Below are 14805 nucleotides of genomic sequence, written 5' to 3' on the forward strand. Positions count from 1 at the left end.
ATGGTTTAGTTTAAACGAACAGGACCAGCGGCACCAGCCTGCGGAACTGAACCAACAATGTTGGTTTTGATGGTTAGGTAATTTTCTGCAGGCTCAGTGTTAGCACGAATAGTAATTTGCTTTGACTGCTGTCCTAGTTTACCGGCTGGATCAAACTCAACCTTGATGGTACCCGTTTCACCTGGCATTACCGGCTCTTTAGGCCATTCTGGCACTGTACAGCCGCAAGTAGCAGTAGCATCTTGAATTACTAACGGAGCCTGGCCGGTATTGGTAAAAGAAAATGTATGCTGTACTCTCTTGTCTTGGTTAATGGTACCAAAGTCATGCTCTGTTTTTTTGAAGGTCATGGCTGGCTTGGCAGCATTAGTATTCACCGCTTCCTGACTAGTTACATTTGGGTTGGTAGCTGGGTCATTGGCTGGTACTGCGTTACCGGCAGAAGCATTCTGCTCAGTGGCGGTTACCTCTTCAGCAGTGCTTTCTTTTTTCTCACAGCCTGAAGACCATAGGCCTCCGGCTACTAGTAATCCGATTACAAATTGCTTTTTCATATTAGGTTTCCCTTTTAAAAAGGTCAAGTTACAAATTTGAAATGATATGCTGCGCAAATTCTGAGGTAGAGGCTTTTCCGCCTAAATCACGGGTGCAGCAGTCTTTGTCTTGCAAGGTTTTCTCCAGAGCATTTTCAATCAGCTTTGCTTTATCATGCAAGCCCATGTGCTCCAGCATCATGAGGGCAGAGCGTAGCAGCGCAGTAGGGTTAGCCAAGCCTTGACCAGCAATATCAGGTGCCGAACCATGCACGGCTTCAAATATGGCCATATCATCACCAATGTTAGCACCAGATACCACGCCTAAGCCACCTACTAAACCGGCACACAGGTCAGATAAGATATCGCCGAACAAGTTAGTGGTCACCACTACGTCAAACTGCTCTGGCTTGCTTACCAGCTGCATGCACATGTTGTCAATGATTTTGTCTTCCCACACTACTTCCGGGAATTCTTTTGACACCTGTGCGGCAGCCTCTAAGATTAAGCGGCCCGCCTGTTTTAAAATATTGGCTTTGTGGGCTACCGTTACTTTTTTGCGGTTGTGCTTCTGGGCATACTGGAATGCGGCGCGTACAATTTTATAGCAACCGTCAACGGTTACCCGCGCAATAGAATCTGCTATACCCAGGCGCTCGTCCCACAGCTCCAGACCGGCGTAAAGGCCTTCTGTGTTCTCACGGAACAGCACCAGGTCTACGTTCTCAAAACGGGTTTTCACGCCAGCCGTGGTTTTGGCCGGGCGCACGTTTGAGTATAAATCAAATTTCTGCCGAAGCTGTACATTGACACTCTTGAACCCTTTGCCCACCGGAGTAGTGATCGGGCCTTTCAAGGCAATGCAGTTACGCTCTAAAGAGGCTATAAGCGAAGCTGGAATCAGCTCGCCCATGGCGTCAAAAGTAGTTTGGCCTGCGTTCTCTTCTTCCCAGGTAATGGGCACTTGTGCGGCTTCAAAGATCGCCTTAACGGCTTCCGTGATCTCAGGACCTATCCCGTCGCCGGGAATTAGGGTAACGGTTGTCATAGGACTGGGGCTTATATTTCTTTTTTACTGTTTATTTGGTTGATGAGGGAGTCTACGTCCACTAGAAGACGTTCGGCTTTGTCACGCGCATCTTTAATAACACGCTGCCCCTCAGTTTTAGCGGCAGAGCCCTGCTCTTCACGCCCGGCAATTAAATCATTGGTTAAATCCAGTAATCTGGCACGGTACTTTTCTAGCTGAAAGCTTAGCTTGTCACGGGTTTCGCGGCCTTTTTCAGGTGCAAATAATACCCCTAGAACAGCACCAGTGGCTATTCCGGTAGAAAAGGCAAGGATTGCATTTGTTTTTTTGCCCATAGTTCTTGGTAGTGTTATATAGTTTAGAAGCGGCAATTCTGTTTTAGGCCTGCTTTTCTAAAAACAGGCCCAAAACAAGATAGTATGCCTTACTGTAAGTACAAACGAAAACTTCCGTTTATTATTTGTTATCCAGCAAGCCTCTTCCAGATTTACGGATATCGCCGCTGTTAGTCAAGTCTTGCGACAGTTTATCTAAGACACCATTCACAAACTGCTTGCTCTTTGGTGTGCTGTAAACTTTTGAAATATCAATGTACTCGTTGATAGATACTTTTACGGGAATACTGCGGAAAATGTGCATTTCACACAGGGCCATCTTCAAGATTATCTTGTCTAGCTGGGCCACGCGCTCCACATCCCAGTTTTTCACGCTCTCAGAAATCAGGGCCTCGTACTTCTCATCGTCTTTGAGGGTCTCAAAATAAAGCTCCTCAAAAAAGGCTTTGTCATCTTCCCAACTCGGCGACAGGTCCAGCAGCGGCAGGTTTTCATCGGTGTCTTCCTCCAGCATTTTAATGGATTTGTTCACCAGGTTTTTCACCACTGATTTGTTTTCTACCCAGTTCAGGTCGCGCTCTTCAAACAGACCCTGCAGGTTCTCGTCTTTAAATATAACGTTTTTGAAGATGTGTTTCAGCAGCTCATGATCTTGGGCATACGTAGGCTCCTCTAGCTGTAGCCATGCCAGCACCTCCTCGTCTTTTTTGAGGTTGTTGCGGTAAATTTTCTGGATTACATCTAAATCACCAGCCCAGCTAAGGTTCCGGCGTATGACACGTTGTTCCAAAAACTTATTGTTCAGCAGTTTTTGCAAAGGCTTGTTTTGCAGTAACGGACGCAGGTTCACGTCGGTACGCTCCGTGAAACGGGTGGCGGCTTTCTGCTCTTCGCTCTCAATCAGGTGCACCAGCTCTTGCAGCACCATTAACGTCAGCAAATAGCGGTCGTAGATCTCCTCTACGGCAGTAAGCATTTGGTTCCCGAAGAACTTGAGGTCTTTCTTAAGCGAATTTTGGTAAAAATTTACGGCGGCCTGGGCGGCGTCTAAGATTTCACGGTCTTTCTCTTCAGTGTCGAACTGGCGGCTTTCATACCACTCTTTGAACAAGAGAGAGGCAATCTGTTTCTGGCCTTCCAGTTTTTTCCGGTCTTGCACTTCAATGGCCATCAAATCCGGAGCGAAGGTTTCCGCAATGCGGTCCAAAGCCAACTGATAGTTAGCGCCTTCTGCCTGTACGTAGGCATAAATGGCTTGCATGGCTTTGATACGTAGTATTCTGCGGTTGAGCATAAATTATAATAAGGAAAGAACGTGGTGAACGTGTAAAAATCGATAAATGTTGAGCTGGGGTAGTATGTGTTTTTCTTTACATACGCGCCTTGGCTCAATTCTGCCGCAAAGGTCGGGATTTGTGACCCCAGAAGCAAACTGTTGTTAGGGAATTATTATGGGTTTACTACCAGAGCAGTTTTCCTGAACATACTGAAGGCAAGAGGAGAAAAGAACTAGCGAACCTACCGAAGTCGATCTTAAGTAAACGGTAATTTCTTGGTCATCCTGAGCGCTAGCCGAAGGATCTGACGAAGACACATCTTCTACTAGCACTTTTACTCCTGCCACCGCTTTACCCCCCGCCGTTGTTGCGTGTTTTCACCAACAACCTCTACGGCTTTTGCTCCCACCACTGCGGTTGCTTAATCTCAACCTGCCTCTCTCCCTGCTGAGGTTTGTCACTTTTCTCCTTGATGAGAAAAGTAACCAAAAGAATCAAGAAGCCCCTGACTCGCTGCCGCTCAGACAAAAGGGGCTTCAATTAATTTATCACCTGGCCGATGTGCGCTGTTTCATAGCTTCAGCGGCTACTACTGACTTGTAGCTGCACTACTTGCTCCCGCTAAGCGCCTGCGTGCCCTTGGCACTGCGTTGCCCGCTCCCGCAGGGAACGCTAAGGAGGGTATAGTCTTTAGTTGCTACTTTTTGACTCAGGACTCGCGACTCAGGACTCAGGACTTATTTGGAAGGAGTGGTTTCTATGTAGTTGCCCCGCAATACTGCCTACTCAAGAGACCTAGCAGTGTCTTTCAGACCTGCTAGTGTCTGTGCCGACAGCGCAATGAACAGCATAAAAATACCTGCTCCTGTTTCAACTGCTTCGCCTCTTCCACTTATTCATTCTGCACATTCACAAAAAAAGTGTTTTGGAGCTGTTTTATGAAAAACGGCTCCAAAACACTTAACACTTCCTCACTCTACTAAGGATATTTTTATCTAATGCTCCTTCAGGGAATCAAAAATTGAGGTCGGCTTTTGTCGGAAACGAGCAATGAGCATTGCCCATTACTAATTTTCTAATTTCTAATTCTAAATTATTTGAAGCACTAGTATGTCTGCTTTACTTTGGCCATGTCATCAATTCGCTTTTGGGCCAGTTGCGTGGCGGCATGCTGGGTGTGGGTACCATCTGCCTCGGCTTTCGCGAAGATGTTCAGGGTGGTGCTGTAGATCTGCTCGGTCTGCTGCATGGCCCATTCACGGTTCAGTTTTTTCACTTCTGAATACACGTTGATGATACCGCCGGCGTTGATTAAAAAGTCTGGCGCGTACACAATGCCCATGTCTACTAATGCAGGTCCGTGTATATTTTCGTCTTTCAGCTGATTATTGGCACAACCGGCAATGATCTGGCACTTCAGGCGGCTAAGTGTATTATCATTAATGGTGGCTCCCATGGCGCAAGGCGAATAAATATCTACGTCTACGTCATAGATTTCATCTAGGCCTACTACCGTGGCACCGGTGCTGGCGGCAATACGAGCCAGGCGGTCCTGATCGATATCAGTGATGTACAGCTTTGCTCCCTCTTTGGCCAGATAATCAATCAGGTAACCGCCTACGTGGCCAGTTCCTTGTACTGAAATACGCTTACCGGCCAAGCTATCATTGCCCCAGGCTTTTTTGGCAGCGGCTTTCATGCCCATATAGGTTCCGTAGGCAGTCACTGGCGAAGGGTCTCCGCTCCCGCCTTGACTCTCCGGCAAGCCGGCTACGTATTTCGTTTCCATGCCAATGTAGGCCATGTCTTGGGTGGTCATGCCCATATCTTCGGCAGTAATGTACTTGCCGTTCAGGTTGTTCACGAACCGCCCGAACTTGCGCATCATGGCCTCTGTCTTGTCTTTTTTGGAATCACCGATAATCACGGCCTTGCCACCGCCTAAATTCAAACCTGAAATAGCCGATTTAAAAGTCATGCCGCGGGAAAGACGAAGCACATCATGCAGCGCTTCTGCCTCACTTGCGTATGTCCACATGCGGGTACCGCCTAAAGCAGGACCTAAAACCGTATTATGTACACCTATGATGGCTTTTAGACCGGTGTCATGGTCATGGCAGAATACTACTTGCTCGTGGCCATACTCGCTGATCTGGCTAAAAACCGAAGCCTCTTTTTCAGTGGCTAACTCTTTTACTTCTACCATGTTGTAAAGATAAATTTTACGTTACGTCGTGTTTTATATTAGAAAGGGACGCAGAATTGGTACTTTTGCCGCAAAACTAAGCCATTTTTTTGGCCGCAGCAAGAAAAAAACTAACAACTGTTAGTACGTATAAAATAATTTTTTGATTAGTGAAATCGCTCCGATATCTTAATAAATACTTACTCAAGTACAAGTTCCGGTTCTTTTGGGGCATTGTGTTTGTGGCCGTGTCAAACATCTTCGCCATTATACCGGCGCAGGTGGTACGGCATGCCTTTGATTTGGTACGCGAGGGTATAACGGTGTACCAGTTGCACGAAGGATTTGCCCAGCAAGAGGAGGTGTATGAAAGCTTCGCCCGGAGCACCTTATTTTACGGAGCGGTCATTGTACTTATGGCTTTGCTGCGGGGTATTTTCCTGTTCTTTATGCGGCAGACCATCATTGTCATGAGCCGCCTCATTGAGAACGACCTCAAAAACGAAATCTTCGCGCATTATCAGACGTTGCCGCTCAGCTTTTATCGCAAGAACAACACCGGAGATCTAATGTCGCGTATATCTGAAGACGTGAGCCGCGTGCGCATGTATTTAGGTCCGGCTATTATGTATGGGGTGAACCTGGTGGTGCTCTTTCTGATGGTGATACCGTACATGCTCACCGTTAACGTGAAACTGACGCTGTACACGCTGTTGCCATTGCCTATCTTATCCATCAGTATATACTATGTGAACAACATTATTGAGCGCAAATCTGATGAGATACAGAAAAGCCTCAGCGGCATTACCACGTTTGTGCAGGAGGCTTTTTCAGGCATCAGGGTCCTAAAGTCATTTGTGCGGGAACAGGATTCGCATCAGAATTTCACCAGAGCCAGTGACACATACAAAGACAAATCACTGGAGCTGAACTTCGTGAACTCATTGTTCTTCCCGCTTATTCTGTTCCTGATAGGCCTGAGCACCATTATCACGGTGTGGCTGGGCGGAAAAGAGGTAATCAACGGCAGCATTACGCCCGGGGTGATTGCTGAATTCCTGATTTACGTGAACATGCTCACCTGGCCTGTAACCGCCTTAGGCTGGACTACCAGCTTGGTACAACGCGCGGCCGCCTCTCAGCACCGTATCAATGAATTCCTGCATACAAAAACAGACATTGTGTCCCAAAAGAATCTGGAGAAAGATATCAAAGGGGCCATTGTGTTTGATCAGGTTGACTTTGTGTACCCAGATACCGGTATTCATGCGCTCAAGAAGCTGTCTTTCCAGATAAGCCCCGGTGAAACGCTGGCAGTGATTGGCAACACCGGTTCAGGCAAGAGCACTATCGCCGCTTTGGTCTGCCGCTTGTATGACGCCACTGGCGGAAAGATTTTAATAGATGGCGAGGATATACGGCACTACAGCCTTTCCAGCCTGCGAAGCCAGATTGGGTACGTGCCTCAGGACGTATTTCTGTTCTCAGATTCTATCCGGAATAACATTGGGTTTGGGGTAGATAATTTGCCCGAGGAAAAAATGCTACAGGCCGCCAAAGACGCTGATGTCTACGAAAACATCATGCATTTCCCCAAGCAGTTTGATACCGTGCTGGGCGAGCGGGGCATTACCTTATCTGGCGGACAGAAGCAACGTGTTTCTATTGCCCGCGCCCTGGCCCGCGAACCCAAGATCCTGATTCTGGACGATTCACTTTCGGCGGTTGACACCAAAACTGAGAATGCCATCTTGAACAGCATGCACCGCGTCATGGCTAATCGCACCTCTATCATTATCTCTCACCGCGTCAGCTCCGTGAAATTAGCCAACCGTATTCTGGTGTTAGATGATGGGGTGTTGGTACAGCACGGCACGCATGAGGAACTGATGACTGATCACGATGGACTGTACCGCGCCCTGTACGAACGTCAGCTGCAGGGCGAGGAACTAGAGTAAGCTGGGTTTGAGAAGATATAGATAAATTTGCGCCTCTGGTTCAGGAAAGTATTTCCTCAGAAACTCTAAAGCTATATATTTGCACGCATTAGATACCGTTCGGGATGTAGCGTAGCCTGGTATCGCGCCAGCATGGGGTGCTGGAGGTCGCAGGTTCGAATCCTGCCATTCCGACAAGAAACGGCCTGAAAATAAATTCAGGCCGTTTTTTTATTGTTTCTGCTTTGAAACTTCAGCTGCCTATGTCTGGCGCTTCGGCAGCACGTCTTCATATTTGTGTTTGATTTGTTATAGGCTGTTTTTGAGAAATAAGCCCCAAAACGACAAAACATTTATTTGCCGCCGCTACTTCTTTGGCCAAATTCTTGCCGCAAGACAAACATTGTAAAATGTTGGTGATTGTTCCTGGCCCCTAACTGCGACATCCAGGTTCCTTCCAGAGCAACTCCCTTATGCAAGAGAAAGCCCAATCCGCCAGAAATACGGTTGCTGTCAAAAGGTTGATCCCGCACAATTACTCTTATTTCATTGCGCAGAATACCATAAACGGGTTTTCTTTCCTGCTCTGCCGGGCCAAACGGTATTCTAAGCGCCACAGAATACCTAAACCGCACGTGAAACTCCTGATCTAACCAGCGCTCTTCTATTTGGTAACGGTGAGTTACATTTACTCTACCTATATCGTCTCTATGAGATATTTGTTGGTAAAGCCGTCTCTCATGGTCGTAGCTTTTCTCTTCAGCCGCATTGTACCGCCGGTTAACCAGATATGCAAAGCCGCCCACCAAAGACACTGGTGCTTTCTGTAGGTTAAACTGCGCCTCGGTTCCCCCAAAGAATGTTCGTAAATCTGATACGGCATTATACGTTCGGTACTGCACCGTAGAACTTAAGCTCCAGCTTGGGGAAAAACGGTACGTGCCCGTATACTGCATCCAATTGTTGATGTTGTCACGCTGAGCCAATGCTCCTGTGAAAGGCATTAACCACCACAGCACTATCCCTAAAAAAATCTTCTTCATTTTACCTTTTCCGCACTTGGGCCGATGTCCTTTTTCGTTTCTGCAAAGCGAGACGAAGTAACGCAATTGTCACATACGTTATGCCGCTACTCCTGATTTTTTAATAGAAAAGCCCCGTCACTTATAGACGGGGCTTTTCTGTGCAGCACAATTATAGGTTAGGCTTTGAACTACAGGGCAGCTTTTATCAACTCTTCTTCCGAAGCACAATTTTTTCAGAGTGCTTGGCTACTAATTGGTTGTACAATTCACGTAGACTAGCATATTCTTCCGGATTAAAAATAGCTTTATTTATTTGCAGACGGCTCATGACCTGCAGATTCTTGCCCACCATCTGCACTACATAACTAAATTTAATGGCACTTTCTGGCAGACTGACAGACATGTTCTGCGGTAGCGACTCTACCTCATACCCTTCCGGGAGCTGATATGTAAAGGTGAAAGTTTTCTCCTCTGGGTACACGAAATCAACCGGGTGTTGTCTAGCGGTCAACTTAAATGGATTTTCAGAGACGCCATGTGTGAACATGGGTGAAATATACAACACAGAGGCGGGCTGTGTCTCTCCTATTCTTTTCGCCTGATACTTCGTTTGCAAAGGCTGCTGCAGCATTTGCACATTACTAAGCTGATAGCTTGTTGTTTCCCATTCTGCCTGTCGTAAGCTCTGCTGCTGAAGATACTTTTCTTCACCAAGTTCTCTAATAACGGCGCGTTTGTTTAAAGCAGACATGCCCAAATAATTTTCTTCAATGGCTCCGTGTAGTACACCGCTAGGCAGTATTTCAAATTTGCCGGTAACCAGCTGCAGGTTCTTTTCTGTTCCTATCAATGGCACCCATTTACCAGCAGGAGACACGGCCACCCATCCTTGGCCGTTTCGGCATTTATAAGGCAGCATTCCAAAAGGCAGGTCTTTATTGGTGGCATCTAACAAATACTCTTTCCCTCCAACCTTCACATAAGCAAGAACATAATTGAATTTGTTAAGCATGGGTGATTTAGTATGAGGCAGACCATGCTGGCGCGTACTTACTAACATGGGACTAGCCATTATGCCTGATTCCTGCAGAAAAGCGACCAAGAGTAAGTTTATATCTGAAGATGAACCTGTTCTGTTTTCAAAAGCTTTTTTTATGTTCTCTGATAACATGGTTTGTTTCCCGTTCCACTCCATGGTGTTTTTCACGTGATCCCAAAGGGCCTTTACCTTCTCTAAGGTGTCAGTTTTTCCTGAAATAACTTCCTGAGCAGTTTTCTTTAAATAGCCCGCATTTATAAGTTGACGCCCAAACCTACTGTCGGTAAGCCTTTCTTTGGTAAAGTCTTGCCAGCTCACGGTAATGTAATTTGGCTTTTGCTCAGGAAACTGAATCAAAGCTAAATCGAATTCTAAGGTGGGCACATGATTGTACATGTTGGTCATAAACGGTTCAAGAGTCAGCGCCGGCACATCTTTCATAACCCACCTGAACTGAGTTACATTTACATCAACGTAGTCTCGCCGAGTTATAGATTTATTTATTCCCGCTGAGTGCACAAATTCTTTTGACTCTTGAATGTGAAAAGGAAAGGGCTGCCCTGAAAACACCTGCTTAAAGCCAAAAAAAGGCACCATATTCGCGCGATACTCGCTCCATGCGGTGGGTATGGCACGTTGAAACTTCCACTCACGCAGATAATGGAAAAAGTCTGAAATAATCACATAAGACACCTCTACCACAGAACCTACTTTCACATTTGGCATGGTAATCTTTTTCAGCATCCGGTTTCCGTCTAGGTCATCTTCAAATATTCCATTGTTTTCCAGTTTTGTTTTCACCACCTGGTCATTCTCTAGGTTGTAGGTAAAGCCCTGAACATCCAACACTTCCTCTTTTCTGTTAAGATGTTGTTTGTAAAATGGAATTTCAATATTGGCTTCATCAAGCCCAGTCTTTTTCAAAACTTTTATGCGGATAATTCGCTTGAATTGGCCTTGGGTATTATCATCAAACAGAAAAGAAGACTCAGCGTAGTCATACAAGACCAAAGCAGTAGCAGTAGTGTCTAGGGCATACACCTTCATTTTTACTTCTTCTGGCGATACCTTACCCAATTGAAAAGGATCTTGCTGGGCAACGCTAATAGCAGGAATGATTAACAGAAACCACAAAGCCACCCCCACCGACTTCTTAATTAACTTAAATTTCATTCTCACACTAATAAAACTATCCCATTGAGGCATGGCAGAAACAACAGCATATTGCCAGCCTGCACCTCTATTTTCAGATGATTTGTTTATAAATAAACTATTATTTTAAGATTTAGCCTTTCTTCCGAAGCACAATCTTTTCTGAGTGCTTGGCTACTAATTGGTTGTACAATTCGCGCAGACTGGCATACTCCTCCGGACCAAAAACCTCTTTATTAATATTCAGGCGGCTCATGACCCTAAGCTTTCCGTCCATCATCTGAGCCATATAACTGAACCTAACGCTGTTGTCAGCGAGTGACAAATTTACTTCTTTGGGCATTTCCTCTATTTCATAACCTTCAGGCAGCGTAAAGTTGAATATATAGACTTTGTCACTGGGGGTGGCAAAATCAATTGGGTAATTCCGTTCCGCCACTTTGAAAGGATTCTCTGCCGTGGCATGATGGAGCATGGGCGAGAGGTACATTAGCTGCAGGGGTTGCAATTCCCCGGCTTTACTTAATTTGTAGTTGGTTTTAAGCGGCTCTTCCAGATTTTCTAAGTTTTTCATTTCCACTTCCTGACGCAACCATTCCTGTCCTTTGTCAGAAAAACCTTTCATGAAATTTTCTTTCCCCTTGGCCATAATGGAAGAGCGCATTTGTAATGCTGGTATGCCCCTTAAAGTTTCTTCCACCGTGCCCAACATTTCACCGGTTGGCTTTACCTCTAGTTGGGCCATTACCACTTGCACATCACGTTCCTGATTTTTGAGAGGTACCCACTCCCCAGATGGTTGGCTTACTACCCAACCTTGTCCGTTCAAGCACCGGTAGGGCAGCATGCCAAAAGGCACACTTGGTTCAGTGGCGTCTAACAAATATGAGTTTTTACCAATTTTAACATGAGCAATGACATAGTTGAACTTGCTGAGCATGGGCAAATTAGTTAAGGGCCTGCCATGCTGCCGGGTGCTGATGAGCATAGGGTGAGCATCTATGGCTACTTCACGCAAAAGTGCAACCAGCAGGAGGTTGATGTCTGCCACCGAACCTGTTCGTTTTTCATGGGCCGTTTTGATGCTTTTGGAGTAAAGCCTGTACTCCCCATTCCATTTCAATTGCCTTTGCACATAAGCCAGCACGGCTTTTACCCTAGCCAATGAATCAGTATTGTTTAGATGTAGCCCTTCTGCCATGTTCTTCAAAAAAGAGCCTCTGGCCAGTTGGCCGCCAAACTGCTCCTCTTTAAGCATTTCTTTTACAAAGCCATCCCAGTTGCTGGCCATATAGCTGGGCTTCTGACCTGGGTACTGAACCTTGGTCAGCATGAACTCCATCTTAGACTTGTAGTCATCTGCACTGGCCAAGTAGGGCTCTTCCATAAAGGCAGGAACATCTTTCATTACCCATCTATACTGCTGCACCCTCAGCATTAAGGCCCCCATTTGCTCCGCAGCTTGAGAACTACCACGCAACAAATTTTCTTTGTAGCTGGCCGCCATTGTCTTTCTATAAGATTTGGAGTCTTGAGTATGGAAAGGATGAAACCCATGCATAACATGAGTATACTCAAAATACGGCACCATTTCTACCCGGTATTCGCTCCAAACAACAGGAATATCTTTTTGAAACTCCCACTCCCTCAGGTTTTCGACAAAGTCTGACTCTATGGTATAGGAGAATTCAATTACTGAACCAACCCTTACGTTAGGCATTGTCAGTTTTTTCTGATACCAATTGGCGGCTTCTTTCTCCTCAAAAATATCCGAATCCTCTAGCTTCTCTTTAGAAACCTTTCCATCTTCCAGATTATAGGTAAAGCCTTTGACGCCGGATATTTTTTCACTGCTCCCCATGCCTTTCTGGTAAAACGGAATAAAAATATCTGCTTGCTCCAGCCCTGCTTTCTTTAAAACCTTTATTCGGGTGGTTCTCTTAAAAATTAATTGTGTGCCTTTAGTAAATTGGAATGAGGACTCTCCGTAATCATACAAAACAACTGCAGCGGCGGCTGTGTCTTTATCATAAACCATCATCTTTAGCTCGTTGTCAGTAACCTGCCCCAGTTTCAGGGGATCTTGTCCGCACCAGGCAACTAATGGAGCTCCTAATAAAAACAACCATAAAACCCACTTGGCCGCCATTTTAAATACTCTCTTCATTGTACTGAGTGAATTTAATTTAAAATGAATTGCTCCCCCTGGCAAAGGCAAAAGAGAGCAATTCATTTAATTTCAACAATCAATCTTAACTTAAGAAGACCTATGATTTCTTCCGGAGCACAATTTTTTCTGCGTGCTTGGCTACCAGTTGATTGTACAGCTCACGTAGGTTCGCGTATTCTTCCGGGCCAAACACTTCCTTGTTGATGTTAAGCCGGCTCATGACCTGAAGCTTGCCATTTACAATCTGGGCAGCGTAGATAAACCGTGCCGTATTATTAGGCAGAGACAGATTCTTACCCTGTGGCAGTTCTTCCACCTCATATCCCTCTGGTATGGTGAAAGTGAACACATACACCTCATCACTTGGCGTGGCGAAGTCAATTGGGTAAAGCCGCTCAGCTATTTTGAAGGGATTCTCTGTTTCGGCATGGTTCAACATAGGTGTTACATATAATAGCTGAACAGGCTGCAGGTCCCCGGCCTTGGTGAGTTTGTACTGCGTTTTAAGCGGCTCCTGCAGTTTCTCCATGTTCTGGATTTTCACCTCTTGCCGCACCCACTCCTGCCCTTTGTCTGAGAAGTTCTTTATAAACTCTTCCTGCCCTTTGGTTCTGATATAAGACCGGGCACGCAGCGCTGAAATCCCCTGAAAGGTTTCTTCCATGGTACCCACTACTTCACCGGTAGGCATAATTTGCAAATCAGCTGATACCATCTGCACGTTCCGCTCGCTGTTTTTGATAGGCACCCACCTGCCCGATGGCAGTTCAGCCACCCAACCCTTCCCGTTGAGGCAGCGGAAAGGCAACATACCAAACGGCACGTCTGGCTCAGTAGCATCTAACAGGTACGTATTTTTGCCAATTTTTACATGCGCCACCACATAATTAAACTTGCTGAGCATGGGCATTTCTGTAACCGGCTTGCCATGTTGCCGGGTACTTATCAACATGGGGCTTGCCTCAATGCCAACCTCACGCAGTAGGGCCGTAAGCAGCAAATTGATATCTGCAGAGGAGCCCTTGCGGCTATCATGTGCTTTTTTGATGTTCTCTGAGTATACCCGGTTCTTTCCATCCCAACTCATTTGCTTCTGCACATACGCCAACACCTTCTTTACTTTAGCAAGTGAGTCAGCAGAGGCCACATTCAGTTCTTCGGCTATCTTTTTAGTGAAATTTGAGCTTACTAGCTGCCCTCCAAAGTTTTCTTCTTTCAGTAATTCTTTGGCAAAACCATCCCAATTACTGGCCATGTACCTGGGTTCTTGGTTTGGGTATTGTATTTTGGTGAGCATAAACTCCATTTTAGACTTATAATCGTCTATGCTGGTGAGATAGGGCTCTTCTGTAAAAGCGGGCAGATCTTTCATAACAAAGCGGTACTGCAGAATTTGCATACTCATGGAGCTCCGCTGCTGCACGGTTTGATAGCCAACCTTTTCTTCATAAGTAATCCCTTTGGTTTGGTGCAGCACCTGTGCATCTTTTATATGAAAAGAATTAAAACCGCTCAACAAGTGGGTGTACTCAAAGAAAGGCACCATTTCTACACGATACTCACTCCACATTACTGGTATGGTATTCTGGAACTCCCACTCGCGCAGGTTCTCAATAAAATCAGACTTGATGGTATAAGATATTTCAATGACAGAACCTACTTTGGCGTTAGGCATAGTCAGCTTTTTCTGGTGCCAGTTCGCGTCTTGTTTTTCCTCAAAAATAGATTTCTCATCTAGTTTTACCTTTACCACCTTACCGTTCTCCAAATTGTAGGTAAAGCCTTTCACGTCTTTCACCTCTTCTCTGTTCTGAAAGTCTTTTTGGTAAAAAGGAATAAAAATATCTGCCTGATCTAACCCATTTTTCTTTAATATCTTGATGCGGGTAGTGCGCTTAAAGACCACCTGAGTACCTTTGGTGAATTCAAATGCAGACTCACCGTAATCATAGAGCACCACGCAGCTGCCGTAGAGTCCTTCTCATACACCTTCATCTTTAGCTCATCAATAGTTACCTGCCCCAATTTTAAGGGATCTTGCCCGCACCAACCGGCTATTGGCATTCCGGCTAGCAGCAGCACCAAGGCAACCCAATTCTTCATCACTTTAAGCATGTTCAAG

11 protein-coding genes and 1 tRNA gene are annotated in these 14805 nt (G+C 45.7%); 2 read left to right on the forward strand and 10 right to left on the reverse strand.

What is annotated here, in order from left to right:
• Nucleotides 1–5: 5 nt before the first annotated feature.
• The 5 genes from A8O23_RS13985 to A8O23_RS14010 form a co-directional block, all read right to left on the reverse strand.
• Nucleotides 6–554 (reverse strand): DUF1573 domain-containing protein, encoded by a 549-nt coding sequence (locus A8O23_RS13985; RefSeq protein ID WP_066622614.1) that lies wholly within the window; start codon nt 552–554, stop codon nt 6–8.
• A gap of 28 nt (nt 555–582) precedes the next feature.
• Complete coding sequence (locus A8O23_RS13990; RefSeq protein WP_066622302.1) at nt 583–1581, reverse strand: isocitrate/isopropylmalate dehydrogenase family protein; 999 nt, start codon at nt 1579–1581, stop codon at nt 583–585.
• An 11-nt stretch (nt 1582–1592) separates the two neighbouring features.
• Entirely contained in the window at nt 1593–1898 is a 306-nt protein-coding gene (locus A8O23_RS13995) for a YtxH domain-containing protein (protein ID WP_066622304.1), read from the reverse strand.
• Between the two features lie 121 nt (nt 1899–2019).
• The gene (gene nusB / locus A8O23_RS14000) at nt 2020–3192 is read right to left on the reverse strand and encodes a transcription antitermination factor NusB (RefSeq protein ID WP_066622306.1); all 1173 of its coding nucleotides are present in this window, start codon (nt 3190–3192) and stop codon (nt 2020–2022) included.
• Between the two features lie 1088 nt (nt 3193–4280).
• A complete protein-coding gene (locus tag A8O23_RS14010) occupies nt 4281–5381 on the reverse strand; it encodes a Glu/Leu/Phe/Val dehydrogenase dimerization domain-containing protein (RefSeq protein WP_066622310.1) in 1101 nt (366 codons plus the stop codon).
• A 149-nt stretch (nt 5382–5530) separates the two neighbouring features.
• Here A8O23_RS14010 and A8O23_RS14015 point away from each other — a divergent pair, with 149 nt between their 5' ends.
• Together A8O23_RS14015 and A8O23_RS14020 are read left to right on the forward strand one after the other, a co-directional pair.
• Nucleotides 5531–7318, forward strand: coding sequence for an ABC transporter ATP-binding protein (locus A8O23_RS14015; protein WP_066622312.1), 1788 nt, complete (start codon nt 5531–5533; stop codon nt 7316–7318).
• 100 nt (nt 7319–7418) lie between these two features.
• Nucleotides 7419–7492 (forward strand) — tRNA-Pro (locus A8O23_RS14020).
• Between the two features lie 158 nt (nt 7493–7650).
• On the opposite strand, the gene A8O23_RS14025 is transcribed toward A8O23_RS14020, so the two are convergent.
• The 5 genes from A8O23_RS14025 to A8O23_RS21620 all read right to left on the reverse strand — a co-directional run bounded on the left by A8O23_RS14025 (nt 7651) and on the right by A8O23_RS21620 (nt 14786).
• Nucleotides 7651–8340, reverse strand: coding sequence for a DUF2490 domain-containing protein (locus A8O23_RS14025; RefSeq protein WP_082883065.1), 690 nt, complete (start codon nt 8338–8340; stop codon nt 7651–7653).
• 187 nt (nt 8341–8527) lie between these two features.
• Nucleotides 8528–10534 carry a DUF3858 domain-containing protein gene (locus A8O23_RS14030; protein WP_066622321.1) on the reverse strand — a complete coding sequence of 669 codons (2007 nt, stop codon included), beginning with the start codon at nt 10532–10534 and terminating at the stop codon, nt 8528–8530.
• Nucleotides 10535–10646: 112 nt separating this feature from the next.
• The gene (locus A8O23_RS14035; protein WP_066622322.1) at nt 10647–12680 is read right to left on the reverse strand and encodes a DUF3857 domain-containing protein; all 2034 of its coding nucleotides are present in this window, start codon (nt 12678–12680) and stop codon (nt 10647–10649) included.
• Nucleotides 12681–12780: 100 nt separating this feature from the next.
• Nucleotides 12781–14643, reverse strand: a complete 1863-nt coding sequence (locus tag A8O23_RS14040; RefSeq protein ID WP_066622324.1) for a DUF3857 domain-containing protein — start codon at nt 14641–14643, stop codon at nt 12781–12783.
• On the reverse strand, nt 14553–14786 hold the full coding sequence (locus A8O23_RS21620) for a hypothetical protein (protein WP_161486743.1): 234 nt from the start codon (nt 14784–14786) through the stop codon (nt 14553–14555). Before A8O23_RS21620 ends, A8O23_RS14040 begins: the two co-directional genes overlap by 91 nt.
• Nucleotides 14787–14805 lie beyond the last annotated feature (19 nt).

Source organism: Rufibacter roseus (assembly GCF_001647285.1).
Classification (GTDB): Bacteria; Bacteroidota; Bacteroidia; order Cytophagales; family Hymenobacteraceae; genus Nibribacter; species Nibribacter roseus.

Coding starts and splice junctions, on each gene's coding strand:
- A8O23_RS14030 (WP_066622321.1), bottom strand. CDS start 10,534: ATGAAATTTAAGTTAATTAAGAAGTCGGTGGGGGTGGCTTTGTGGTTT.
- nusB (WP_066622306.1), bottom strand. CDS start 3,192: ATGCTCAACCGCAGAATACTACGTATCAAAGCCATGCAAGCCATTTAT.
- A8O23_RS14010 (WP_066622310.1), bottom strand. CDS start 5,381: ATGGTAGAAGTAAAAGAGTTAGCCACTGAAAAAGAGGCTTCGGTTTTT.
- A8O23_RS21620 (WP_161486743.1), bottom strand. CDS start 14,786: ATGAAGAATTGGGTTGCCTTGGTGCTGCTGCTAGCCGGAATGCCAATA.
- A8O23_RS13985 (WP_066622614.1), bottom strand. CDS start 554: ATGAAAAAGCAATTTGTAATCGGATTACTAGTAGCCGGAGGCCTATGG.
- A8O23_RS13990 (WP_066622302.1), bottom strand. CDS start 1,581: ATGACAACCGTTACCCTAATTCCCGGCGACGGGATAGGTCCTGAGATC.
- A8O23_RS14025 (WP_082883065.1), bottom strand. CDS start 8,340: ATGAAGAAGATTTTTTTAGGGATAGTGCTGTGGTGGTTAATGCCTTTC.
- A8O23_RS13995 (WP_066622304.1), bottom strand. CDS start 1,898: ATGGGCAAAAAAACAAATGCAATCCTTGCCTTTTCTACCGGAATAGCC.
- A8O23_RS14035 (WP_066622322.1), bottom strand. CDS start 12,680: ATGAAGAGAGTATTTAAAATGGCGGCCAAGTGGGTTTTATGGTTGTTT.